A 25,353-nucleotide genomic window follows, 5' to 3' on the forward strand; every position below is an offset into this window, starting at 1 on the left:
CGATAGAAGAAAAAACTCACACCGGAACGTACATGTATCAAAATAAGAATGGTTTTACTCTCGTAGAGATTCTTATGAGTTTAGCAATCCTCGCAGTGGTGTCGATAGGAGTTGGCGCCATCGTCCAAGTCGTCTTCAAACGACAGGCGAATATAGTAAACAAAACAGAGTCGAACGAGTTTATGAGTTCACTCGGAAAGTGGTTACAAAGTTCCGTGGGGTGCAGCACAGCTTTGATGAATTTACCTGCGCCCACCGCGACTGAAGCTCCCTTAACTATCAATGGCTACAACGGATACGGTGGGAACACTTTACCGATCAACGATAATTTTAGAATCAACAATCAGTTGCTTATCAAAAACGTCACGATCAAAGACAAAGGTTCCGCTTCCTCCACAATGCAGATTGGAGCCAACACCTACACTCGCAAAGTCGCCCAGATAAAAATCCGCTTTGAAGAACAAATGGGACCTGAGACCACCGAACTCAGAACACGTTTCATTGAAGTTCCCATACTGATTGGTCCTCTAAATACAATTGCTCAATGTCATATTGAAAATTCACTGGCAGATGCATGCACGGCGATGGGAGGAACTTATGTGTCCTCTTCAAATACTTGCAAGCCATCAACAAATTGTCAGATGAAAGGAACCTATATTGTTCTTACGTGCTCCCCCAGCGACCAAGGTTGTGATCCTTCCTTCAGTGGCGACTATCGAAATCCCATCACGAATACAACCTCTTGTCCGTCTGGAGCGACGCCTTCTATTTTAGGAAGATTTATTCATACTCACGAGGTCAGTTGCGGAAAAAAATGTACAACATCCATCACGAATCAGGAGGACTTTTACATTTGCATGCAGTGCAGTTAAACAGGAAGGGCTCCGCCTTCGTAATAACTTTGAGCATTGTCGCTCTCGTGGCGCTGATGTTTCCCGTCCTTCTGAATCTATTAAAAACGTCGGATGAATCTTCAGCAACACGAAGACGTCAGCAGGATTTTCAATCGCTCATAACTACCATTCGTCTTGAAATTAATGACGGAGTAGCATGCGGACGCCTTTTGGGCTCCTTATCTCAAACTATCAATCCTACACTTATAAACGTCGAACAGCCTTTGCGTATTAATACAAGCTATGCAAATCAGCCGGGCCCCCTTCAAGACGGCTGGAGAAGTAACGAGTCCGATATCACGATAGAAAAAATAGCCGTTATCGTAAAAAAAAGAGCCTTGGATGACAGTGGCAATCCCCGCGTTGTGACTTTGGATTGGCCACCCTTTATTGGTGCTCTTAATAAGTATGAAGCCGAAATCGTTATCACTCCCAAAGATATTCCATGGAAGAGTCAAGCCGCTGAAAGACGAATCCCCATTTATCTCAACGTCCTTCCGATCAGCGCAACACTTGCGCGCATTCACCAATGTTTTGGCCCAGGTTCATTGGCCGAAGCTTGTGAGGCTGTCGGCGGCGCCTTCGACGGAGTGAATTCTCCAATGAACTTACGCTGCAATCCCGACTTGCGTTGCATGAATAGCAACCAAGGTATCGTCACTAATCCTGCAGTCTGCGCTTCTCCTTATATCGCAAACTACGTGGGAACTTTCAGTGGGACCCAGCAGTATATTTGCACTTGGTGCAATCGGAATCGGTAAGTATGAGCGACGACCTTCTTCTTAAAAAAGTTAAAAAATGCACTCTATGCAAAGCCCATTTACCTTTAGAGCCTCGACCGATTTTAAATTTTTCTTCTTCAGCAAAAATCTTGATCACCGGACAAGCTCCTGGAATTAAAGCCCATCATTCAAGAACACCCTGGAACGACGCCAGTGGCGACAGACTTCGCAAGTGGTTGGATATTTCGCGAGAAGATTTTTATGACTCTAGCCAAATCGCCATTGTTCCTATGGGCTTTTGTTATCCCGGAAAAGCAAAATCAGGAGACCTTCCTCCCCGTCCCGAATGCGCTAAAAAATGGATGAAAGAAATTCGTGAGCACTTAAAAAATGTAGAACTGCATATTCTGATCGGCGGGTATGCCATTGATCACTTCTTGCCGTCATCTGCTGGTGATCTCACAACAACGGTGAAAAACTGGGAAAAGTTCTATCCCCAATTCATCCCCATGCCACATCCCTCACCGCGAAATAATATCTGGCTAAAAAAGAATCCGTGGTTTGAAAAAGAACTCGTCCCAAAAATGCGGGACTTAGTAAAGCAGGCGATGGATTAACAAGTTGCCCGTAAGGTTAGCTGATATGCAAATGCGTTTTTTGTTGAAAGAACTCTTTTGAGGAACCGGTATTTTTTGAGACTCATCACGCTTCAGATACATCTCACGGTACTCTTCCGGCAAACTCTCAACTTCCATTCTTAAATCAGAATTAATTAAGAATGAAAAACCATCTTTAAGACGCACGCTAAAGTTGACATCTATTAAATCGTGATCCAAAGACAAAATGTCAGAATATTGATATACGTGTCGAACTTCGTTGAAATAAATTTCAAATACTTCTTCTTGGTGCTAGGGATTACGACGCAATAATAGGTCGTTGGACCAATAAGGACCCTATTGGATTTAATGGTGGTCAAGTGAATTTATATAGCTATAGTTACGGGGATCCCATCAACTATTACGATCCAAACAGCAAGTTTGGTATTGTGGTGTTGGTGCCGCGTTTGCGGCTGTCGGAGCTTCATTTAATTTATATTCATACATGGTGACGACACCCGCTTCTCAAAGAACTCTTTCGGGAATTGCGACATCTTTAGAGATAGGAGAAGCTGCGGGTCTTGTTCCTTTGATCGGTGTTGCGGGGAGTTTGCCCCTAGCTGTAAGTGCGGCAGCGATATGGACTGCGGAGATTTCTGCTACTACTTCATTTGCTGGTGTCTTTGCTGCCACATTTGTTGATTTAGGATTGAATGCAGCTTTATTGCCAGCTACCATTCCTCCAAGTGCCGAACAGGATATTAAAAACGGAATAAAAGCTATTGACGGTTGTGATTCGCGCAACTAGAGGGCTGTGTGAAGGACTACTCAGAACTTTTTAAAATAAGTACAAAAATAGGAGGACCAATAATTTTAGTCCTCAGCAGCGTAATGCTGTTACAGTTGAAATCTGATTTCAAACAATTATCAAAGGAAGGCGCTCCTGCCGAGAGCATGCGAGTCAATGTACTTCTGCTTTGTGTTGTATTATCTCTTTTTATCTACTCTTTATTTCTGTGTTATTACGGCTGGATTAAGAAGAATAAGTAAGGACACAGCAGTGTTGAGAAGTGCGGCGGAAACATTAGGGACATTTGGTATGAATACCTTACTGGCGGGAACGTATTAGGAGGGGCTTGCAGGTAAATGGGTGTCCATCTATCCATCGAAAGATGGACATATCTTTATCTACTAGATCCTATAAATAAAACAGACTCAAATTAAGTCCAATAATAAAAGGCCAAATGCCTATTTTCCAACCAACATCCGCTCCCAACATTTTTTGGACCTCACGTTGAGAAAAAATACAGTTGTTCACTTTTCGGTATTATAACTATTTTTTCCTGCGGAATCTTAACCAGCCGTAACCTCGGGCTTTCCTAAAAAGAAAAAAGGCACCTGAAAAACAGATGACTTCAATGAATATCCAATTTCCCCACTTGAAATCTCCAGTTGCCATCCATTCGTCAAAACAAACATATGTCCAAAAAGGAATAAAAAATACGACTGCAGCTAGCGAATATATCACGAGCAGCTTCATGACAGGCTCACGCTGTTTTTCAGAATTCATTTTTCCTCAATCTTTACATTTTGGATTCCGCACTTCCTTAATTGCATGTACGCCATTTGCAAAATCCCTCAAATCAAACATGCTACTATTATTTAATAGCTGCGAACTAATGTCTATTATGAAAGACGAAGCAACCCCGATACCTGCGGCTATGCCTCCCGTAACCAAACCGACTCCAGCGGCAGCACCTCCAACTCCTCCCAATATAAAAGCAGAGATTAGATTGGAAGAGTTCCTCTCGCCATTTACATAAGCCATCACAGTATTGGTGACTGCTCCCGAAAAGAATCCTGCAACTACCGCCGTTGCAGCTGTTGCGGCAGTAATCGGCTCGTTTCCATTTCTATCAAGATAATTAATCGGATCATTAAATGAATAGCCATAAAGATTCGTCATTTTACCTCTAAAAAGGATCGGATCTTTCGAGGTCCACCGCCCAGTCTCCGGATCATAATCCCTCGCACCCAAACGCATCAAACCAGTATCCGCATCCAAAAGCCCACCCGCAAAACCGAACGGAATAACAGAACTGACTTTTCCCTGCGGAACTCCAAACTCATCGAAACTCAAAGTTTCGACGATCTGTCCACTTGAAGAATCAACGATCAGCTTCGGTGTGCCAACCTGATCAGAAACAATTCTGTATTGTTTTCCGTTGTAGTTTACGTAATCAGGGATGTTGATCTTCGACCCATACACAAACGTTTTAACAAGATTTCCCGCTCCATCCAGCTCACCAGCAATTTGCAACTGATTCTGATAGACAAAAGCTTGAACCAATTTTCCGTTAATTTTCTTTCCTATGCGACGATTCTGCCCATCGATTATATATTCAATTACTCTACCATCAGACAAAACAACTTTTCGCAAATTTCCGAACACATCATAAGTATAGTTGGTGATCTTTGTCGTCTTCGTTACTGGGTCAACTTCCGCTTTTGAAAGCAGACTGCCATTATCTGTGTACTCGTACTTTGTATCACCATACGAAATAAGACGATCTTGTTCGTCGTATGTGCCCACTAAAGACTTTCCATAGCCTACAAATCCAATTCGATTCCCGTTGGTATCGTACGTATAAGTTCTAGCATCTGCTCCAGACGATGCTTTAACAAGTCGCCCCTGTACGTCATACTCGTAAGATGACACGCGAGACACTGTTCCTTGAACTTCATTTTTTTGTATTACTCTGCCAATTTTATCGCGAGTATACCCCAGAGAAAACAGACCTTGCTTATCAAACGCAAAGGAGTCAGAAATCACACTCCCTACGTCGTTGAATTGAATTGATTCATCTATTTTTCCTAAAACTGAAGAAGAAATTGCGCCAAAGCTATTTCTCGCAAACCTAATATTTCCTACCCCAATAATTAAGGAATCGAGGTCATAATTTATTGCTTGAGTTACATACTTTTTATTCGCACCAGCAATTCCCACAGATGCCAGTGTCCCATCCGTATTGTAGGCATAGTTAACAAACGCATTGATGGGACCGATCCAATTCTGCTCAATTGGGAAGTTTCCAACATACGCATAGTTAGTGGCGACACCATCGGGAGTCGTGATCATGTTAATCAAATCTGTTTTTGGTCTATAATCGAATGAATATTTTCCCAGAGGCGTCCCTACAGACGTTAACAGTGTAGTACGTGGGTCATAATTAAAATCAACTTGCTCACCACTTGGTAAGTTAATCTTCGTAAGTCTTTTATCAAGATCATATGAGTAAACATTCGCTCCGGACATCTTCGACTGAAGACTTGGCGGCATATATTGCGCCACCAAGCCTAGCACATTGTAAGAAAACGCATGCGCTGCTTTTCCAGGAGGGGTAACACTCGTTATATTTCCATCGGCATCATAGGAGAATGAAGTAGTCTGCCCTCCCGATGACACCGCAGAGATACGATTTGCTTTATCATATGAATATTTAGTTGCACGTCCCAAGGGATCTACGATCGCAGATAAGTTGCCATAGTTGTCGTATTCGAATTTTTGAAGAATGTCACCTTGGCCAAGAGTCGCCAGTTTGCCATTTAAATCGTAATCGAATTTTACCGGAAGCAATCCTTCAACCTCTAGGGACAGAGGTTGACGTAAACTGTTTATGGTCAGTTTCGTTTTTCTCTTAAGAGGACTTAGGTTCGTATAACTAGGAGTTTTCGGAACACCGTCCGCCTCAACACCGCTATCGAAATCTTCAACAAAAACTCTCTTTGGGTCTTTTTGCAATGTAACGGTTGTTATCTGATGAGAATGCTCTCCATCTTTCTCCGTTCTATACTCAATATTTTTTGTAGTTTCTGCAATTACACTAATATTTGATTTTGCAATTTGAAGGCTAGATACACTCTCATAAAAATTATCAAAGAGATACGGGGTCAATGCCAATTGGGACGTATACACATTCCCGTACATGTCCGTATAGCGATGACCATTCCCATTTTCAAACGAGGTGACCGACGAGCCACCGAACGCATTCTGATAAGAGTGATATACAATACCGTTGCTTTCCTCGATCTGCGTATACGTCGTTTTCCCAGTCGCGGTTGTCGCTTTAATTTTCATCGCACCATCGCTAAATAAAGCAGCGATTGAAATCGAGCTTCCGCCGGAACCTGAATCCGTGATCAAATTTCCAACCTTGTCGTAAGTCAAAGTTGTCGAACGTCCACTAGGCCTTTGAAATAACGTCAAACGGCCAAACGCATCACTTTGCAAAGAGTAAGTTTCTCCATTTGGATTCGTAACTGCCTTCAAATTTCCGGACGAGTCATAGTCTAACTGAGTTGTCTGTCCATACGGAGTCGAGAAAGAAAATTTACTAACCGAATAAGTTTTTCCATATTTATCTAAGACCTCTGTCAACGCTCCCGTGATCGGATCATAAGAAAATGTCCAAAGAACGACTGAAGGATTCATTTGTAAAGTTGTGGTGTGTTTTCCGTCTACGTCGAAAAAGTATATTTCGTCCCCACTGCCGCTTCCTACAGAGTAACCGCTATCATCTTCACCAGCTTCCAACTCAATATATCTAGTGCGTCCGTCTCCGAAATATACAATCTTATTCTTAACATCATAATAATGGTGATTGGAAAGACTCCATCCCCCCAAGCTAGCTCCAACTGCGCTTTTGAAACTGGAACCGTCTTTAAAACGATCACTAGAATACAGCAAATAAAATGGAGTTCCCGTTAGGGGAATAATTTCAGATAGTGACTGACGATCTAAATTTAAAACAGAATGGCCCGGAATATTTGGGCTACCTACCCCTGGACGACACTGTTCAACGAATGGGGCATACGAAGCATATGAACTACCTGCGATTGTATCAAGTGGCGGCATTATAGGATTTGGTGCATTTGGATCCTGAAAATAGACATCTGTCGGAGTATCCCCAGAAGAATCGTATGCAACACGTAACCCGATATGAGCACCCGGCTCGATCCATCCAGCCTCGGGACTCCAATCATTGTTTGCCTTTACGTTGACCTGAACTTTACCTTTGCAGTTATTCTGAAATTCAAAAATGTAAAGATAAACACCCGGAGCAGCGGCGGCCATAATCTTTTTGTTGAAGTTTCCGGCGATCACACACTTCGCAGCATTTCCAGCCTGAGGAAGCTTATTAACATTTACACAAGTATTTTCAGGACGATTGCACCCAGTCGCATTTGGAGATGAAACCTCGGAGATCGGATTTACTCGAATAGCTAAAAAATTAGCAAATACCGCTTCCGAAAAGAACGAAGAGCTAGCCAACATTATGAGGAATAAAAAACGAAACGTTCCCACAAGGATCTCCATATAAACTTTTTATTATTTGGAGAGCGCTTATATAAAAAACAACTGAGATTGGGCAGAAGAACTTCAATGAAAGTAATAATTTCGTGTTTACATGCGATTGACCACACTTGGGCCGACAAAAAACAAAGGGGACGCGCACTCGTGCACATCCCCTTATCCCCTCGAGATGATATCTATATATAATGTACGCTTTTGATTTTAGCCGCGAGCGTAGCGTTTGTTCATGGATTCGCGAATTTCAGCACCTTCGATGCTAAGACGAGTCCAAGGAATCGCGCGAAGTCTCTCCGGCTCGATTTCCTCTTCCGTCTCTTCGCAGTAACCAAAAGCACCACTCTCAATGCGAGCTAAAGCGCTTTCAATTTCCATCAATTGTGAGCGGAGTCTTTCGTGCATGCTGAGGAATTCTTGTTCAGCCAACACACGAACGGTTTGATCACCTTCGTCTCCACCCTTTTCCTCGTTCTGGTCCAAGTTCAATCGAGCCTCTTTCACTCTGTTGAGGATGTCTTGCTTCGATTGCAAAAGCTTTTGTCTGCATTCAGCGACGAGCTTTTCAGAGATAGCCATATTGCCCCCCTGTTCCTTCCAGCATAAGTGCCAATTTGGAACTGACCTATTAAGTTCTACCTATGTAAATTTTGCAACTAAAAAATCTTACATTAACTTAAAATTAAACAAATCTATGAAAATCTTGATGAATCCCTGAATGTAGCCATAGATGCGCCGACCCGGGCGTCCTCAGAGGAGGATTTCCTGGTCATTTTCTTAAAATTATAACCAGTTTTTTGATTAGATCCCTACATTCATCCGCAGCGCGTTAGAAATTCTAGCCCTTGGCGAGGGGAAAAGAAACTTTCTTAGAGGTTTTGCCCCTTAGATTCTCATTATGAAACATGGATTTTGATAGATGACAGGGTCCGAACGGACTTGAGAGACATAGGGGGGCTGTTCAAAAAGGTTCAGCCGCAATAGCCTGCAGGCTATTTAAGACACGAAGCTACGCGCGCCAATAGATCCCCTGTGGCGTCGTTGAGCTTAGAAGCCATCTTCTTCCCCTGAAGACCGCGAGTGCGGAAGGCTTGGGCTGACTCATCCATTTGTGAAGAGACGACTTTAACTGAAGACCCCTTGGCCGTTTTCACAACTGTTGAATACTCCTCTAATGAAGAGGCAAAAGATTCGTGATTATTTACGAGGCTTGCCATGACTTGCTGTTGAGCCGCTTGCATAGCTTTAAGTTCTTGCTTCAGCTGAGCACATTGAGTGGCAGAGTAAGAATTTGAAGCAAAGAGAACTATAGAGAGGAACGCAGCTATGGTTTTCATTTGTGGAAGCCTTTCGTTATGGCTCCCATCAAAGCAACGACCTTGCCACCTGAAATGGCTTTTAATTAGATCTCAGGTGACGTTTTTGGCTTGGACTTGAGAAATTTTTCAAACTCGTTCTTTGTTTCGCCAGAAGTGTACGGCAAAAGAAGACGAGCCACGTGATGCTTACCACGCTCAATGCTGCGTTTTCCAGGCTGCTTTTCCGCAGACTCGAAGAACTGCAAGAACGTTGTCGCCATCGCCAGCAAAGATTCGGCGATGTACTGCATTTCAGAAACTTCGTCGATCTTCGCCATTTTTCCGTCCTTCACCCATTGGCGGTAAAGGATGACCATCAATTTCATCATTTTTTGGATGTGGGCTCTCCACATCTTAGCGAGTTGCTGATCGCGACGGCGAAGAGCGTACATCTCGCGGTGGAAGAAACGATAGCGCCAGTAAAGTTCGAAGTTTTCGTTGATGAATTCTAAAGGAGTCACTTTCTTCGTGCGACGAGGGCGCCATACATCGTAAGTGTCCTTCGCCATGCGCTTGAAAAGCTCCACCAAGATCTCTTCCTTATTGTCATAGTGAAAATAGAGGTTTCCAGGGCTGATATCCATCGCCTTTGCGATGTGATTGGTCGTGATAGCTACGACGCCGCTGCGGTTGAAGAGTTCGATGGAAGTGAGGAGGATACGTTCTTTAGTCTTCATGTAAAATAGTCTTTAGTCCAAGTCCCTCTGAGAGTCACGTAAGAATAGCCCCAAAAGCGCACGAGATATGGCTTTCCGGCGTATTCTTCTGAGAATGGCCTTGAAAGCGTTTATTTCTTGGTGCTACCATAAAATAATGCGTTCTAAAAACAAATATAAGTTGTTAAAACTATTCGGATTTTCTGTAGCATGCCTGACGGCCCTCTATTCTCTAATGGGTTTCACAGCCTCCGAAAGCCAAGAAGCTCAAGTCCACCAGAAAATTCAAACTCAACTCGATCAGCGCGTTCAAATTTCTAAAGCTCTTGGTGACAAGATTCGTTTAAATCAGTTCCCTGAAAAACTCGAGCTCCCATGGAACGGTGAAGATCACTCCGTCACTCTCAATTACACAATTGACGACGGCTTACAAAGAGAAGCCGACCGCCTTTTAAAGTCTTATAAGCCTGATTACGGCGCGATCTTTATGATTGATGCTTCGACGGGCGAGGTTTTAGCAATGTCGAGCTTTCAGCGCGACAACCCGCAAGCGACGAACTTAAATCTGCAAGCGACCTTTCCGGCCGCTTCGGTTTTCAAAGTTGTGACAGCGACAGCCGCGGTTGATAAAGCCGGTGTGACTCCAGAACACAAAATCCGTTATAATGGCGGCGCGTACACTCTTTATAAAAAGAATGTTCTCTCTGACAAAGTCACTCGTTGGACAAATGTCATCACTCTGAAAGACGCTTTCGCAAGATCCATTAACACAGCCTTTGGACGCTTAAGCATTGAGAACCTTCACCCCGAAGATCTTAATGAGTACGCCAACCGCTTTATGTTCAATCAAGAGATCCCTGCTGACTTCCCAGTTGATATGGGTGTTGCCTATATTCCTCCAGGAAAAGGTTTTGAATTGGCAGAGGTGGCCTCAGGTTACAATAAAACAAATCGCATGAGCCCCGTTCAAGGCGCGATGATTGCGGCTTCCGTTGCTAACGATGGCCAAGTCGTTGTTCCTTATTTGATTGATACTGTTACGGACGAAAAAGGCGAAACTCTTTATGAGGGTGCGACTTTAACTAACGGCAATATCATGACCAAAGAATCGGCTGCGAAAGTTCGCGAGTTGATGGAGCAAACAGTGACAGCGGGAACATCTCGCCGTTCGTTCCGCCCGATCATCAAAGACCGCAAATTCCGTGAAATTGAGATGGGTGGTAAAACAGGTCACCTTACTGGCGACAATCCTCGTGGCCGTGTTGATTGGTTCGTAGGTTATGCTTTGGACAACGAACGCAAAATCGCCGTGGCAGCAATCACTGTGAATAAAAAATTCTGGACGGTTAAATCCGCTCACCTTGGACAAAGCATGTTCAGAAAATACTTTGGCCCTGTGGTATCAAACCAAAAGGCCCGTGTTATCTCTTCCGCAAAATAATCTTTAAAGGGTACGGACTTAAAAATCACATTGGCAATGATCTTCGTCCCAATAACAGTAAGGTCCGTAAGGTCGACTCTTCTTAGAGCATTCCTTTTCAGGCGTTATTGGTGGTTTTGGTCGCACAGGCTTCGAAGGCACACAACTGAATTTGGATTCAGCAAAGTAACCAATTTCTTTCATGTTCGCATCGAGCTTTGCTTTATATGACCATTCTTCCAAGCGAAATGCGGAATCAATTTGCAAAGCCTCACTGCACCACTTAAAAGCCGCGTATTCGGCTCTCTGTTGCGCCAGTTGCACGGGTGCCGACGTTTCTGCAAAGGAGGCGTAGCCTTCTCTTACTATTGGACGGAACTCCATACCTTGTGCCAAAGCGCCTTCACCTAAAAGAACCAAAAAGAATAAGCCAAATAAGAATTTCATAAAAACCTCCTGTGCTTATTCCTATCCAGTCAAATCGTTGCTTAATAGCGAATTATCTGAAACATTTGTTTCCATATGGACATCATTCGCATTAAGTACTTTCATGTCGTCACTGAAACTCGTCACATCCGCGAGGCTTCGGAAATTTTGGGGATCACGGCGGGCTCCCTGTCAAAAGCCATCAAAACTTTAGAAGACGAAATCGGCTTTCCCCTTCTGCAGGCCTCCGGAAGACGCATTGAAATCACTCCGCGCGGATTGGATTTTTATTACAATAGTAAAAAGTTATTGGAAGAATACGATCAATTGAAAGGGCGAATTTCAGAAGAGCCCCCCGCAATCTCGCCTAAAATTCGTCTTGGCACGTTCGAAGTTTTTAGCACTTATCTTTTTGCCGATGTGCTCGCTAAAGAATTTCCCGAAGAACGTTTTCGCCTGCAAGAGCTGACACCGGGACATATCGAAGACGCCATTATTAAAAACCAGATTGATTACGGTCTAACTTATCTCCCCCTTCCTCAAGAGGGCTTGGATTTTATTAAATTGGGCTCTTTTGAAATGAAGATCTTTGGAAAGAAAAAGTTTTTCAAAACTGAATTTTCAGAGCTACCCTTCGCCATTCCCACGACCCCAGTACAATCTCCAGCAACTCCATTTCAATCGTTGGACGGATGGCCTCAAGAAAAATTTCCGAGATTTGTTAAGTATGAATTTGAAATGCTTGAGACCGCTTTATTGACGACACAGAAGGGGGCCTCTGTTCTTTATTGCCCCGACTTCGTCGTACGTTTACACAATGAACAATCCTCTGGGCAACTCGAAGAAATTCCTTCGCCTGGAGGATTTAAAAAAGATCGTCGCTTTATTTATTTGATTAAAAGAAAAAACGAACCCGAAAACGCTTTCACGAAGAAAGTCGCCCGCTACATCAGAACCCACTTTTAACGCACAAGCGCTACCAAAGTAAGTCCGTACCTTTAGGACTCAGAGTCGTCTTTTTTCTCATGGACAATTTTTAATGGGGTGACATCTAGCACGTTCGCTTCGTAAACGTCGCGCTCTTGGGGAGCTTGATCAAACCCCGAACCGTCGCTGCGATATTCATAGTAACGGAATCCGCCGCCGCCCATATTGCCTGCGCCGAAACCGAAAGGTCCTGCACCGAAATTGAAATTCGCTGTGCCTTTGGCAATCTGCTTTGCCATGAAGATTTTAAATCTCCACACGGCCAAATGACGAAGACCTGGCAAAAATAAAATCACCGCAAGAACGCGTGCAAAGAATGAAGGAATCAGGAAAAGCAAACCAGACAGAAAGATCGCCCCTGAATGCAAAATACGCGAAGCTGGAAGCTGCCCACGCATCACAGTGCTTTGCAAAGTCATGATAGCAATGCGACCCACGGTTGCCACGATAAAGAACCCAAGAAGACATGGTAAAAGATAAAGACCCAGAGTATTAAAAAATCCCCACTGCTTAACCGCCAAAAAGAAAATCACGATTTCAGCCACGACAAGTGGGAATGGAACGAAAATCACCTAAGACTCCTTAAAGATCCAATGTTGCCACCACAGGGCAGTGATCAGATCCTTCAACTTGGTCGAGAATATCCGCTGAAGAAAGATATTTCTCAAGGCCTTTTGAAATACAAATGTAGTCAATGCGCCAACCGCGATTTGAAATACGTCCAAACGTGCGCATATCCCACCACGAGTAACGCTTTGCTTCGGTGGGTTTAAAATAACGGAAGGTGTCGATAAATCCCAACTCTAGAAACTCGTCAAACCAAATGCGTTCTTCAGGAAGAAAGCCGCTTTCTTTGGACAAACGGATCGGATCAAAAACGTCAATGTTCTCGTGGGCGACGTTGTAATCTCCGACAACAACAACCTCACGACCTGATTTTAGCTTTTCTTTAAGATGAAGGCTCAAATCTTTGAGGAATTGTTGTTTGAAGTTATGGCGTTCAATTCCAGATCCGCCGTTAGGAAAGTAAATATTGTAAAGATCAAAAGCGCCGTGATCCGACATTACGATACGGCCTTCAGATTCATAATCGGGAATTTCATTGAAGTGGTATTGCACACTCTTGGGTTCCAGGTGAGTGAAAGTGGCAACTCCGGAGTATCCCTTGCGTTTTGCTGAAGACCAGTAAGAATGTTCCCACGCCAATTTCCGCGCGTCATCCTCGACCTGATCAATGTGAGCTTTCGTTTCTTGAACACAGAAAACGTCGGGCTTTTCCGCATTCACAAAATCCATCAGGCCCTTCTTGTAACAAGCCCTAATTCCATTCACATTCCAAGAGATGATTTTCACAGTTTCTCCTTGAGTTTCAGCCCTATCGGGGGCATCTATAAATAGCAGATACAAGGAGACAGTGTCCATGCCAATGATTAACCAACCAGCACCTCATTTTTCCGCACAAGCCGTGTTTGACGCAGGTGAAGTAAAAGATATTTCTCTGGGCGATTACAAAGGGAAATGGGTCATCTTGTTTTTCTATCCGCTGGACTTCACGTTCGTATGCCCAACGGAGTTGACTCAATTCCGCGAACACCTCAGAGAGTTCGAAGCCGCTGGCGCCGTAGTGATTGGTTGCAGTGTGGACTCCGTTCATTCTCACAAACGCTGGTTGCGTGATGACCTTGGCAACTTGGGTTATCCATTGATTGCCGATCTTACAAAACGCATCTCACGCGATTACGGTGTTCTTTTTGAAGACCGTGGCATCGCCACTCGCGGAACTTTCATCATCGACCCTGAACAAAAAATTCAGTACATGGGCATTCACAACACATCCGTCGGCCGTGATGCAAAAGAAATTTTGCGCGTCCTTCAAGGATGCCAATCCGGCGAACTCTGCCAAGCGGGTTGGAAAAAAGGTGATCTTCACATCACACCGCTAAAATAATGAAAGACATAAAATCAGAGTACATTCAGCAGTTACGATCTTCTTTTCCGGGGCTTGATCAGCAAGCTCTGGAAAATCTAGTTGCTGAAAATCTGATTTCGCCTTTTGCCGTCGAGCTGCCCCGTTCAGTTTTGCTTCAAGCGCAAAAAATAGTTTCTCTGCTTTTCTCTTTGCGCGAAAAAAAATCCTATCTTGATCACTACCAAAGCTTGATAGAAGAAAAAGGTCTGCGTGACCCCGGAAACAAATCCATCATGATGAGCTACGATTTTCACGTCGATGAAAATCAAAATCTCAAACTGATTGAGATCAACACCAACGCGGCCTTTTTAGTTCTAGGCCATCAGATGTATGCCATGAAGGGACACCCCCTTCCTGTCTCTGATTTTTCTTTAAGCGAAATCGGCGATAGCATCCGCACTGAAATGCAACTTCAAGGGAAACAAGTTCCCGCGAATTTTAAAGTGGCCATCACAGATGAAGCTCCCTCAGAACAAAGATTGTTTGTGGAGTTTCTTGTCTACAACGAACTTTTTAAATCCTTTGGTTGGGATTCGCGCATTCAAGATTACCGTGAATTGTTTCAGGACTTTCATCCAGATTTTATTTACAACCGTTACACTGATTTCTTCCTCAACGAACCCAGCAGCAAAACTTTGCGTGAAAAGTTTTTGAATCGCGAAGTCTGTCTGTCACCAAATCCATTTGAGTATTTACTCCTCGCCGACAAACAACGACTCATTGATTGGGGCGTGCCTGGATTCTTGGAGTCGCAAGGACTTGAAGGAAATGACCTAGAGTTGATTCGTCAGGCAGTCCCTCTTTCTTATGATATTTGCCCTGCGATGTCCGAGAAAATCTGGAGTGAGCGAAAGAAGCTTTTCTTCAAGCCCAAGAACGCTTTCGGCTCGAAACAATCTTATAAAGGTGCTTCTGTGAGCCGGAAAACTTTCGAAGGGATCATCAACTCAGACATGATCGCTCAAGAATATGTGCCCGCTCCGGAAGTGACGTTTGAAACTCCGGTGGGCCCACAAAATTTCAAATACGATTTGCGCTGTTATGCTTATCAGGGACGCTTGCAACTTGTTTTGGCTCGCATATATCAAGGACAAGTCACAAATCTCCGCACTCCCTTCGGTGGATTCGCAACGACACTTTTTAAATAGTTTGCGTTTTACATTTAACATGAGCAACTCTCCGATACGTGTTTCTAAAAATATTTTCCTTGTGAGCACTTGGAATTATCCTTAAAGTTCTAGCTTGGATTTTGTTCCGGTACGTAGCTGGTGAAAGAGTAGTCCACTCAATGTTTTTTAATCATGACAATTTTGCGGTTCTTCCCGTTCGCATGCGCGCACGAGGCGGAGACGAAAAAACTAACGGATAAAGATGCGTCTGCTTGCATTCTTATTTCCTCTTATTTTGAGCAGTGCGACTGCAAATGCGAACTCCCTTCGCGCGGCCATTCCTATCACACTGCCGCCACCTCTGTTTTTGGAAAATAAAAGTGTTCCCGAGGGAATTCTTCCGGAATATATCGCTGCTATCGCCGAACAACTCGGGAAAAAACATTCCGTGCTTCCCGTCGCTCGTCACCGTCTGCCAGATTATTTAGAACGTGGTAAGATCGATTTCTTGTGCTACACCAATCCCTCCTGGAGTCCGATCTCAGAAAAGCTAGATTGGTCTGCGCCTCTTTTTTTAAAACGCGAAGTGATTGTCGGACCGGCACCGCTACCCAAAAAAATTTCTGATCTCAAAGGTAAAACTCTCGGCACGGCTTTGACCTACGTCTATCCGAAACTTTCGCCTCTTTTTAACGACAGGACCTTACTTCGTGAAGATGCCCCTAGTGATGAAGCCAACTTGCGAAAGCTGCTGACCAACCGGGTCGCTTATGTCGTCGTAGATGAAGTGCTCTTAGACTATTTTAAAATTCAACATCCTGAGATTGAAAAAAATCGCGAACGGCTTTTCTTGGAAGAGCATCCTATCAGTTGCTCCATCAGTCGCAAAGGGACCATCAGTAAAAAAGATTTCAACAACGCCATTCAAAAACTAAAGGCCTCCAAAAAATTGGAAGCCTTGTTTAAAAAGTATGGCGTATCAGCGCAAGTTCTTTAGTTGTGTTTTAAATTCGGAACAGAGTCATAGCGGATGGAAAGATACTGTGTCACATCACGATCTTTCTTAACCAACATCAATTCAAACTCCGTGTGCGAGCGTTGATAGACCTTGTACTGCGCTCCGGAGCTCTTCAACCACTTCTCAAGCTCGCCCTTGTTTTGCAAAGACGGGCTCTTCAAATTCCAGAAAGAGTACTTATTTCCTTCCGTAAAGAGCTGAAATTGCCACAGACTTTGGCCTATTTTTGGTTGCTTACGAGTGTCGATCAAAGTGGGTGCTAGCAAGGAAAAGCGCTCTTTGGTGGTCTGAGCCGTGCTGCCACAAAGGATTTGCGACGCCGAAGTTTGCTGCAAGAAAGATTGATAACCATAAAGCTTCACAGCCTCACCCGCTTGCATTCCTTCGATGTAATATTCTGCATCTCTCGCCACCAAAACCGTTTCTGGCAGGCGAGACAGGGTGCCGACAAATTCGTTGCGCATCTCCGTAAGGAACTCCGGACGCTCATCACAAGCCGGTGCGGAAGTGAATTGCGGTTGAATCAAACGACCTGATCCGTCTTTGTTGACGGCGAAAGAACTTGTCGAAAGTAGCACTAGAAGCAGAAAGCCAGATGTTTTCATGGAGTCCCCTTATTTTGTCCAGTCTAGTATTCGGAAGAACTTTTTTAGGGCTTAATATTAAAGTGCAGGCCTGGTCTGCCGATATGAAGAGTGTCTCATTTTTCTACAAGGAGTGTGGAAGTACCATGACGATGAAACATAGCGGCGCTCGAAAGCTCAAGGAATTGTCGAACTTTTATTCTTCCTTCGACCAACTCAATGGTGTTCACCCTTGGATGGATGCTGTTAAGGACGGATACGTCTCGTATAAAGTGCGAGAGCTGCAAGTCGGAAAAATCGCGTACTTCAACTTCATCCTCGCAAAAGAAATGGGTCTGCTTCCTCCCGATCATCCTCATCAAATGACTGAGGACCTTGAAAAGAAACTGATCGAAACTTTCTCTCTACAAATTATCAATGAATACGACGAACTCACTCACCGTCGCGTTGATCCTGAAACGGTTCGCCCTCATCGCTACATGGCCACTCGCTATTTACAACTTCAACATGCGAACAAGCAGGGAAAAACTTCCGGCGACGGCCGCGGCATTTGGAACGGCACTGTCTATCATCGTGGAATGACCTGGGACGTTTCCAGTCGTGGCACCGGCGTGACATGTCTTGCTCCCGGCGCTGTGGAAGCACAAAAGCCTTTAAAGACGGGTGGCACTGAATTCGGTTATGGTTGTGGACTGGCAGAGATTGACGAACTTCTCGCAGCTTCTATCTTAGCGGAAGTGATGCACTTGCAAGGTTTGCGCACCGAGCGTGTTCTTTGTGTGATTGATTTGGGTAAAGGCTATGGCATTGGCGTTCGAGCTGCTCACAATCTGATTCGTCCGGCCCATCTTTTTCTTTATCTCAAACAGGAAAAATACGAAGCCCTGAAGGCGGCAACAGATTATTTGATCGATCGTCAAGTCGACAACAAAGCTTGGGACATCACTTCAAAGGGTCTGAATAAATATGACGACCTCTTAGCCCATGTTTGTACTTCCTTTGGGGAATTCACCGCGCAAATGGATATCGACTATATTTTTGCGTGGCTGGATTGGGATGGTGACAATGTTCTCGCTGATGCGGGGATTATCGACTACGGCAGCGTTCGTCAGTTCGGCATCCGTCATGATAAATATCGCTACGATGACGTTGAAAGATTCTCGACGAATCTTAATGAGCAAAAACAAAAAGCCCGTTTGATTATACAAGTTTTTGCACAGATGGTGGATTTCCTCAAAACCAAGAAGAAAAAACCTCTTCGCGACTTTGCCCGCCATCCGCAAGTTGAAAGATTTAATAAAGTCTTTGAAGAAAAACGCGCTGAAAGAATTCTTTATCGCATGGGCTTTAACGCCACACAAAGAAGTCATATCTTTATGCAAAAAGATCTTTTTGCAAAATTCGACAAGGTGTTCTCGTTCTTTGAACGCGCTAAAATCAGTGGCACCACTGAAAAAGTAGCCGACGGAGTGAATCACCCGGCTCTTTACAACATGCGCTCCATCTTGCGCGACTATCCTAAATTTTTATTGGAAAGTCCGTTGCCATTTGAAAAACGATGGATGACAGAGACTTCCTTCTTTAAAACGATTCTTTCTAGTTTCGCCAAAGCCCGCGACGCCCGCATGGGTGAAAAGCAGAGACGTCATATCGAATCCTTCCAAAAAGTTTATCGTGAGCTTGTCGCAGTTGCCGCTGGCAAACAAAAGCCAGAAACAATTCTAAAAGGTATTTGCGAAAGAGCCGAAAAGTTAAACTCTGACAAACGCATTACGGGAAATGCTTTGATTGAAATGGTTGAAGAAATCATCACTGAAAAGAAAAAGGGACTTTCGATGGATCAAATCCAAAAGATCGTCGACCGTCTTGTCTTTGAAAACAATGGCGTTCCAGAAGTTCCAGTCAGCCGCTTCTATCGTGATCTACAAACGACCCCTGCTGTTAAAATGGATCTTTACGCAAAACTCCTCAGTCTTGTGGAAGAAAACAGCGAGTCTATTTAAGACTCGCTGCCGTCTCATTCAGAGATGGAATCTCTCAGAGAACCCCCTGTCTAGTCAGTATGCGATGTCCACTCTATCAACGCCGCAATAGCTGTAATTTGCCCCTCACACATGGCATGGGTTTGCAGTAGCACAGTCCCACGGGGGACTGATGAAGGGCTTATTCTATGCTATTACGCTAGTGCAATTAATAGCATTATCGGGACGGTCTCAGACACTCCAAAAAGAAACTGTGCAAATTGAGTTGGGATACAAAGCGATTGTCCAAGAACTTTTCAATCGCCGGCAAGACCTACTTAATAAGACGTTTGAAACCGACTACGCTTATTGCACGCGGACCGGATCAAACGTAGACATGCGCGACGCAAAGAAGCAGTACTTTTGCGATGAGTATCCCTATGGTGAAACGATCCTTGGAGAGAAAAACTCCGCTCAGTGGAGCGCGTGGAAAAGACTCGTGAATGTTCCCGTTAAATATAAGGATAAAAAAGGCGAAAGAACTTTGCGCTTTGATATTCGCATGTCGCGATCTCAACGCTCTGGCAAGGTGCCGCGCTCGATTCTTGAGTACAAAGCTCCGGTTACTTTGCAAACAACGAAGAACTGGATCGGCAATTGGACTGTTCAACTTATTCCCAAAAATAATAATATTTACGCTTCCGTTTGTACAGTCATGCCGGGATTCATCGTTGATGCTCCAAATGTCGACGGAAAATACACATTCTTTAAAAAATGGAAGGTCAGTCTTTCTGTCAATTACACGATTGATCCAGGCAGAATTCAGTTTGACGTCTTGGATGTCTGCGGACTTCTTAAAATTTATCTCGATAAAAATATGAATCCCCAATACGAGCTGGTGGCTTTGGATCGTCCGAGGCTCATCAACGCCAAGTTAGAAAAACCAAAACTTAAAATTAAAGACAAATGGGCCAAAGTTCTTTTAAGCATCTATAAGCTCTTCACGAAAAAGACCGTGGACTCCATGGTGAATTCATATCTGAAGGACTACATCCCGACGGAACAAGAAATGGAAGACGGAACCTGGATGAAGCGCATTCCTAACGGGATGCTCAAAGCCAAATTCGTCGACAACTTTAAGGGCATGGTCGACAGCCTTAATAAAAACAAAAGCAATGACTCTGCTCAAACATTTGACGTCACTCGCACCTTGGAAGACCAATGCGCGAGACTTTCAGCACAAGTTCCTCGCCCTGAGTTGCACGAGCTCATCCGCACCTATTGCGCCAAAGCTGTGAAAGAAGCGCAATTGAAAGCCAGTCCTTTTGTGCGCCACACGCCTTCTTCCAACAGCAAGTGCTATGAGATGCCATTCATGCTTGACACGGCTCAAGTTCCTTACATCGACCGCGCCTGGTGGTCGGAATACGAAGGACAGAGCTGGGCCTTTAAAGAGCAAACAGATACGGGATGTCGTCTGATCGGCGCGCGCATCTCCGGTTACTTCAAAAAAGAAATGGGTCAGCTTGTGAAATGCGCTGCTGTCGAAGCCAATGTCGCGATTAATAAGCGCAATCGCGTTTTTGACAATAAGGCGTGCTCGCAAGAAGTTCGTATTCTTGCGTTGTCTCTGCTGGAAGAGTACTTGAAAGAAAAATACGGCTTGGACGGACGCTTGCTTACCGCCTTTGAACAACTTAAAGGCTTATTAAATCAGATTCTACAAACCAAAAATAAAGCTGAAATTAAAAACTTGGTGAAGAATTTCATTGAAGAATACAAAGACAGTCCCGACGTGAAAGAGGCGCTTAAAAAGTTGGATAATTTGGCGCAATCCGAAAACGTGGCAGAGATTGTAAAAGATCTTAAGATCCAAGGTGAGCCGTTGATCGCGGCTTATCCGGAACTCGCCGATCTTTCTAAAAATGATCCGGCCTTTTTACCGACAATCGCTATCGTACAATTATTAAACTACACGCAAGGACTAGGACTGGGCTTATGAAACGAATTGTTCTCATCGCAACGCTAGTTATCGCAGCATTGGGATCGATCTGGTGGGGTGTCTTGGCTTTTAAAAAATCCCCCGCTTTCTCTGCAAAATCCTCGCAGGTCGAAAAAGTTTATATGACTGTCCCAAAACCGAAAAAGGACAATGAGTCGCTTCCAAATAGGGAAGACCTTGAAGGAAGCGGGCTTGGTGTCAGTCTTTCCGAAGACGGAAGCTATCAACTTACTCCAGATGGTGAGCCCGAAGAATCTTATGATGTTCTAATCACAGACGAAAAAGAAAACTGGAAACAATATGAACAAGATCTGCTTCACCAAATCAACGACACTCAAGTCCGCCTCGATGAAGGCGACAAGAATGTCATTGAAGAATGGAAAGACATGCTTATGAAAGCGTATTCTAACTGACTTTTTTAGAAGCGATCTCACCGTATTTGACGTCAATTCCCATGATATGCGCCGTCAGCCACGTTTTTAGAAATTGAAAAAAGGCCGGCGTTAAAACGCCCGACTTTTCAAACTCCGCCTGATGCCCTTTGAGTCTTTCCAATAAATCTTTATGGATTTTTTTATGCACGGCCGCGTGCGAATACGGAAGTGTATCAAAGAATTTTTCTTCATGATCAAAGTGAGTGATGGTCCATGAAGCCAACTCCCGCACCAGGGCATTGAGTTCCATTTTCGAAGCTTTGGCCTCGTGGCGCTCATAAAGACGGTTCATAATATCCACTAACTTTTTATGCTCATTATCCATCGCCTCAACATGAGTCGACAGTCTTTGTTGGTCCCATTTGAAGAATGCTTCAGACATACAGTGCCCCCGTTTGCTTGTTTTGATAACAAACACTTCGGAAGACACCGAGGCCTTCTACATGATGGCCATCATGTAATGAAAAATTATTTTAAATGTGATAGTTGGTCGCGAACCCAGCGGCGAATGATCGGATACTCTTCATCTTTTAAAGAGTGGTCTTTCTCCATCTCAACCCAAGACACACGCAAGCCCGCATCTTTGAGTTTCTCCACCCCATACTTAGTTTCTTCCAAGGGAAGAACATCGTCTTGATGACCATGAGTAAAGAGCCAAGGCGTTCGACGGGCTTCTTGAGAAAGATTGGCTCTCCAACGGGGATAGAAATTAAAATAGCCGCTGATACCGACCACACCACCTAATTTTTTAGGATAGTTCAAACCGATATCGGCGCTGATCAAACAACCTTGGGAAAAACCAAATAAAAAGATCTTTTCGCTTTTCCAACCTTGATTCTCAAGATCGTTCAAAAGATCGAAAAGTTTTTCGCGGATTTTGAGAACACCTTTACCTTGGAACGGAGGCTCACCATACCAAGTGTAACCATCCATGAAGCGACGAGGAGCATTGAGCAAGAGGTAGTTCATCTCAGGCAAATTCAGCTCTTCGTTAAAAGAAAAGAAGGGCTTAATGCTGTCTCCCCGTCCGTGCAAAACAATCATCAGATTTTCGGACTTCTTTTTTGCCGGAATAAATTTGTGCTTAAATAAATTTGTCGTGATCATAGCCCTGCTCTCGCCACGGTGCTGGAACAAAATAGAACCTGGCGAGCTTTCGTCAATTGAAGGTCTTCGGTTGCAGTTCCCTCTTCCATATCCAAACACTCATTGGAAGAGTATAACTTTTCAGCAATACGGATTTGTCTTTCCGGCGCACGCAAAGGATTCATGAATTGATCACTTTCGCGTCCCACCCAGATATTATCAAAGCTCACTGTCACGTCGGGGATGAGACCCTTCATTTGTGGCGAACGGCCTGATGGAAGGTAGTAAAAACCTTTCGTTTCAAAAAGAGCGATCTTTTTATTCTGTGACCAGTATTCACCCTCTTGGAAAGAGCCTTTACCAAATGTTCTTTCACCGACAAGAACAGCTCTATCTAAGTCACGCAAAGCACCGGCGACGATTTCAGAAGCACTGGCTGAAGCCGCGTTAATAAGAACGGCCACCGGAAGATCAAAGATTTTTTCTTCCCCGCCAAAGTACTCTTCTGCTTTCTTACCTGGGTCCAAATAACGAACTTCGAAAATCTTTTTATCTGATCCGACGAACAAGCTTGTGATACAAGCCGCTTCTTCCATCTGTCCACCTGGATTATCGCGAAGATCCAGCAACAAACCGCGGACATGGGATTTTTTAACAATGTTCAAAGATTCTTTTACTTTTTCGCAGGCACCTTTTGCGAATTTATTAATCCCGACAACAGCAATAGGTTTGATTCCGTCAATCACACGTGTCGAAACTGTCGCTACAGTGATTTCCGCACGACGAAGTTTAAACTTTTTCTCCGCGCCATCACGGCTGATCAAAAGTGTGCTGACATCACCCACATCACCTTTCAAAAGTTCTGAAACACGAGCTTGCATCAAACCTTTGAGCTTGTGTCCATTGATAGCCAAAAGCACATCACCCTTTTGCATCCCCGCCAGTTTTGCAGGACTGCCCTCTGTCACTTTACGAATAACGTAGTGACCTTGAGAAAGTCCCAAAACCACGCCCAATGCTGTAGAGCGATTGTCGGCTTTAGAAACGACTTCCTGAAACTGAGAAACAGGCATCAAATACGTGTGTGGATCACGGAACACAGAAATAAATCCGTTCAGTCCCAAACCCACCATCAAAGATTTTTGGGAAGAAGAAATATAGCGAGACTCCAGTTCCTTCCAGGCATTCATGAAGGAAAGTTTTGTGGCTTTGTCGGTGTTGTTTGCGAAAAACTCTCTCCACGGCTCAAGCTGTTTTTTCTCGGAACTCATGTCGCTAGACAAAGCTTTGTGAACTGGAACTAAACGGCCCTCGGTATTGAGGCTCAGATTAAAGCGGTTTGCGATTGTAAGAACAGAGTTTGCGCACGCTAAGAAATAACGCTCAGAACTTCCGCAAGTTTGGTCTTGAAGAAGGTCTTCCAAGGCTGCTGGGCCGAGCCCCGTCTCAGCCCAGTAGTCCTCAACGGACTTCACCTTGGAAGTGTCACTGTGTGAACGTGACAAGGAAAGACTGACCCCCACGGCCAATACTAACAATGAGAATATGAATATGCGTGGTGAACTTAACACTCATCGCCTCCCGACTAGTGACAATCCTGAGCAACGGTTATGCCTGCTCAGATCGAATTGGTTCCCTTTTGAGGCCGGTTTTAAGTATTTTTTTCTAGGTTGAACAGGCCCTCAACAGAGGTCCTTTTTGCTGCCCCTTTCCTTGAGAAAATCCGCTGCCTGTAATAGGTTCAAGGTATCGCTTTTCCCTGGATTTTTAAGGAAAGCAAGGACTGGATTTAGCTATGATTATTGTGACTGGTGCGAATGGTTTTATTGGTAGTGTGATGGTGTGGGAACTCAATCAAAGAGGTCACACTGACATCGTTGCCGTCGATTCTGTGGGTCTTTCTGAACGCAATCTTTTAAGCAAAAGAAAAATCAGCCAGTTCCTTTTGAAGGACGAGCTTTGGCCCTTTCTTGAGAGCGAAAAAGCAAAGAAAGAAGTGACGTGGATCATTCACATGGGTGCGTGCTCTTCAACGACCGAGACTAACAAAGACTTTCTTTGGGAAAACAACACCTACTACACGCAAAGAATTTTTGAATGGTGCACAACGCATAACAAATCTATGATCTACGCTTCCAGTGCCGCAACTTATGGCGCTGGTGAATTGGGTTTTGACGATACAACAGATCCTGAAAAACTTCGTCCGTTGAACTTGTACGGCGAATCCAAAGTTCTCTTTGATCGTTGGGCACTGAAGCAAACGAAAACACCACCTCATTGGTATGGACTTAAATTCTTTAACGTCTTTGGACCGAATGAATATCACAAAGAAGCTATGTCGAGCGTGGCCTTTAAAGCCTACAACCAAATCAAGACCAGTGGAGCTTTGGGACTCTTCAAATCTGCTGATCCGAAATACAAAGACGGCGAATTTATGCGCGACTTCGTCTATGTGAAAGATGTCACGGGCTGGATGGCCGAATTGATGGAAAAGAAACCGACCAACGGAATTTACAACATGGGCTTCGGAAAACCACGCACATGGTTGGATCTTGCGGGAGCGGTTTTCTCTGCCATGAAAAAAGAGATGAAGATCAACTGGCTTGAAATGCCTGAAAACATTCGTGGTCAGTATCAATACTTCACGGAAGCAAAAACAGACAAGTGGGCAAAGGCAGGCATGAGTCCGGCAAAATGGCCTTTAGAAAAAGCCGTTGCCGATTACGTGCAAAATTATCTCTCTCATAACGATCCTTCACTGTAA

26 protein-coding genes are annotated in these 25,353 nt (G+C 44.2%); 14 read left to right on the top strand and 12 right to left on the bottom strand.

Features of this window, described 5'->3' with window-relative positions:
* The first annotated feature begins 32 nt into the window (after window positions 1–32).
* From ACL934_RS17795 to ACL934_RS17815, 5 genes are all read left to right on the top strand, one after another.
* Window positions 33–872, top strand: coding sequence for a type II secretion system protein (locus tag ACL934_RS17795; RefSeq protein ID WP_413612692.1), 840 nt, complete (start codon window positions 33–35; stop codon window positions 870–872).
* Window positions 873–928: 56 nt separating this feature from the next.
* Window positions 929–1,654, top strand: a complete 726-nt coding sequence (locus ACL934_RS17800) for a hypothetical protein (RefSeq protein ID WP_374075818.1) — start codon at window positions 929–931, stop codon at window positions 1,652–1,654.
* A gap of 2 nt (window positions 1,655–1,656) precedes the next feature.
* Window positions 1,657–2,232, top strand: coding sequence for a uracil-DNA glycosylase family protein (locus tag ACL934_RS17805; protein WP_374075821.1), 576 nt, complete (start codon window positions 1,657–1,659; stop codon window positions 2,230–2,232).
* Between the two features lie 275 nt (window positions 2,233–2,507).
* Entirely contained in the window at window positions 2,508–2,723 is a 216-nt protein-coding gene (locus ACL934_RS17810) for an RHS repeat-associated core domain-containing protein (protein WP_413613503.1), read from the top strand.
* A complete protein-coding gene (locus tag ACL934_RS17815; RefSeq protein ID WP_374075824.1) occupies window positions 2,717–3,019 on the top strand; it encodes a hypothetical protein in 303 nt (100 codons plus the stop codon). The genes ACL934_RS17810 and ACL934_RS17815 overlap by 7 nt, the downstream gene beginning before the upstream one ends.
* 525 nt (window positions 3,020–3,544) lie before the next feature.
* On the opposite strand, the gene ACL934_RS17820 is transcribed toward ACL934_RS17815, so the two are convergent.
* From ACL934_RS17820 to ACL934_RS17840, 5 genes are all read right to left on the bottom strand, one after another.
* Window positions 3,545–3,781: a hypothetical protein gene (locus ACL934_RS17820; RefSeq protein ID WP_374075826.1), complete on the bottom strand. Its 237-nt coding sequence runs from the start codon at window positions 3,779–3,781 to the stop codon at window positions 3,545–3,547.
* Between the two features lie 6 nt (window positions 3,782–3,787).
* Window positions 3,788–7,576, bottom strand: coding sequence for an RHS repeat domain-containing protein (locus ACL934_RS17825; RefSeq protein ID WP_374075828.1), 3,789 nt, complete (start codon window positions 7,574–7,576; stop codon window positions 3,788–3,790).
* A 210-nt stretch (window positions 7,577–7,786) separates the two neighbouring features.
* The gene (locus tag ACL934_RS17830; RefSeq protein ID WP_374075831.1) at window positions 7,787–8,158 is read right to left on the bottom strand and encodes a TraR/DksA family transcriptional regulator; all 372 of its coding nucleotides are present in this window, start codon (window positions 8,156–8,158) and stop codon (window positions 7,787–7,789) included.
* A 413-nt stretch (window positions 8,159–8,571) separates the two neighbouring features.
* Complete coding sequence (locus tag ACL934_RS17835) at window positions 8,572–8,916, bottom strand: hypothetical protein (protein WP_374075833.1); 345 nt, start codon at window positions 8,914–8,916, stop codon at window positions 8,572–8,574.
* A gap of 65 nt (window positions 8,917–8,981) precedes the next feature.
* Window positions 8,982–9,614 carry a TetR/AcrR family transcriptional regulator gene (locus ACL934_RS17840; protein WP_374075836.1) on the bottom strand — a complete coding sequence of 211 codons (633 nt, stop codon included), beginning with the start codon at window positions 9,612–9,614 and terminating at the stop codon, window positions 8,982–8,984.
* Between the two features lie 214 nt (window positions 9,615–9,828).
* Between ACL934_RS17840 and ACL934_RS17845 the strand changes: the two genes are divergently transcribed.
* Window positions 9,829–11,034, top strand: a complete 1,206-nt coding sequence (locus tag ACL934_RS17845) for a penicillin-binding transpeptidase domain-containing protein (protein ID WP_374075838.1) — start codon at window positions 9,829–9,831, stop codon at window positions 11,032–11,034.
* An 18-nt stretch (window positions 11,035–11,052) separates the two neighbouring features.
* Here the strand turns inward: ACL934_RS17845 and ACL934_RS17850 are convergent, their stop codons facing one another.
* Window positions 11,053–11,460, bottom strand: coding sequence for a hypothetical protein (locus ACL934_RS17850; protein WP_374075840.1), 408 nt, complete (start codon window positions 11,458–11,460; stop codon window positions 11,053–11,055).
* A 75-nt stretch (window positions 11,461–11,535) separates the two neighbouring features.
* Between ACL934_RS17850 and ACL934_RS17855 the strand changes: the two genes are divergently transcribed.
* The gene (locus ACL934_RS17855) at window positions 11,536–12,405 is read left to right on the top strand and encodes a LysR family transcriptional regulator (RefSeq protein WP_374075842.1); all 870 of its coding nucleotides are present in this window, start codon (window positions 11,536–11,538) and stop codon (window positions 12,403–12,405) included.
* A gap of 32 nt (window positions 12,406–12,437) precedes the next feature.
* On the opposite strand, the gene ACL934_RS17860 is transcribed toward ACL934_RS17855, so the two are convergent.
* Window positions 12,438–12,998, bottom strand: coding sequence for an FxsA family protein (locus ACL934_RS17860; protein ID WP_374075845.1), 561 nt, complete (start codon window positions 12,996–12,998; stop codon window positions 12,438–12,440).
* A gap of 10 nt (window positions 12,999–13,008) precedes the next feature.
* Window positions 13,009–13,779, bottom strand: a complete 771-nt coding sequence (locus ACL934_RS17865) for an exodeoxyribonuclease III (protein WP_374075848.1) — start codon at window positions 13,777–13,779, stop codon at window positions 13,009–13,011.
* Between the two features lie 67 nt (window positions 13,780–13,846).
* Here ACL934_RS17865 and ACL934_RS17870 point away from each other — a divergent pair, with 67 nt between their 5' ends.
* The 3 genes from ACL934_RS17870 to ACL934_RS17880 all read left to right on the top strand — a co-directional run bounded on the left by ACL934_RS17870 (window position 13,847) and on the right by ACL934_RS17880 (window position 16,501).
* Window positions 13,847–14,374 carry a peroxiredoxin gene (locus tag ACL934_RS17870; RefSeq protein WP_374075851.1) on the top strand — a complete coding sequence of 176 codons (528 nt, stop codon included), beginning with the start codon at window positions 13,847–13,849 and terminating at the stop codon, window positions 14,372–14,374.
* Complete coding sequence (locus ACL934_RS17875) at window positions 14,374–15,543, top strand: hypothetical protein (RefSeq protein ID WP_374075854.1); 1,170 nt, start codon at window positions 14,374–14,376, stop codon at window positions 15,541–15,543. The genes ACL934_RS17870 and ACL934_RS17875 overlap by 1 nt, the downstream gene beginning before the upstream one ends.
* A gap of 223 nt (window positions 15,544–15,766) precedes the next feature.
* Window positions 15,767–16,501, top strand: a complete 735-nt coding sequence (locus tag ACL934_RS17880) for a substrate-binding periplasmic protein (RefSeq protein WP_374075857.1) — start codon at window positions 15,767–15,769, stop codon at window positions 16,499–16,501.
* Here the strand turns inward: ACL934_RS17880 and ACL934_RS17885 are convergent.
* Complete coding sequence (locus tag ACL934_RS17885; RefSeq protein ID WP_374075859.1) at window positions 16,498–17,127, bottom strand: hypothetical protein; 630 nt, start codon at window positions 17,125–17,127, stop codon at window positions 16,498–16,500. The two genes, ACL934_RS17880 and ACL934_RS17885, sit on opposite strands and share 4 nt — an antisense overlap.
* Before the next feature lie 125 nt (window positions 17,128–17,252).
* Between ACL934_RS17885 and ACL934_RS17890 the strand changes: the two genes are divergently transcribed.
* From ACL934_RS17890 to ACL934_RS17900, 3 genes are all read left to right on the top strand, one after another.
* Complete coding sequence (locus ACL934_RS17890; protein ID WP_413612693.1) at window positions 17,253–19,109, top strand: hypothetical protein; 1,857 nt, start codon at window positions 17,253–17,255, stop codon at window positions 19,107–19,109.
* 151 nt (window positions 19,110–19,260) lie between these two features.
* Window positions 19,261–21,069, top strand: a complete 1,809-nt coding sequence (locus ACL934_RS17895) for a hypothetical protein (RefSeq protein WP_374075865.1) — start codon at window positions 19,261–19,263, stop codon at window positions 21,067–21,069.
* Window positions 21,066–21,482: a hypothetical protein gene (locus tag ACL934_RS17900; RefSeq protein ID WP_374075867.1), complete on the top strand. Its 417-nt coding sequence runs from the start codon at window positions 21,066–21,068 to the stop codon at window positions 21,480–21,482. Before ACL934_RS17895 ends, ACL934_RS17900 begins: the two co-directional genes overlap by 4 nt.
* Here the strand turns inward: ACL934_RS17900 and ACL934_RS17905 are convergent.
* The 3 genes from ACL934_RS17905 to ACL934_RS17915 all read right to left on the bottom strand — a co-directional run bounded on the left by ACL934_RS17905 (window position 21,475) and on the right by ACL934_RS17915 (window position 24,094).
* The gene (locus ACL934_RS17905; protein WP_374075869.1) at window positions 21,475–21,885 is read right to left on the bottom strand and encodes a bacteriohemerythrin; all 411 of its coding nucleotides are present in this window, start codon (window positions 21,883–21,885) and stop codon (window positions 21,475–21,477) included. The two genes, ACL934_RS17900 and ACL934_RS17905, sit on opposite strands and share 8 nt — an antisense overlap.
* 86 nt (window positions 21,886–21,971) lie before the next feature.
* Window positions 21,972–22,610, bottom strand: coding sequence for an alpha/beta hydrolase (locus ACL934_RS17910; protein WP_374075871.1), 639 nt, complete (start codon window positions 22,608–22,610; stop codon window positions 21,972–21,974).
* Entirely contained in the window at window positions 22,607–24,094 is a 1,488-nt protein-coding gene (locus ACL934_RS17915) for a S41 family peptidase (RefSeq protein ID WP_374075873.1), read from the bottom strand. Before ACL934_RS17915 ends, ACL934_RS17910 begins: the two co-directional genes overlap by 4 nt.
* Before the next feature lie 290 nt (window positions 24,095–24,384).
* Between ACL934_RS17915 and rfaD the strand changes: the two genes are divergently transcribed.
* Entirely contained in the window at window positions 24,385–25,353 is a 969-nt protein-coding gene (rfaD, locus tag ACL934_RS17920; RefSeq protein ID WP_374075875.1) for an ADP-glyceromanno-heptose 6-epimerase, read from the top strand.

Origin of the sequence: Bdellovibrio sp. HCB-110, from assembly GCF_047323225.1 — a bacterium.
Lineage (GTDB): Bacteria > Bdellovibrionota > Bdellovibrionia > Bdellovibrionales > Bdellovibrionaceae > Bdellovibrio.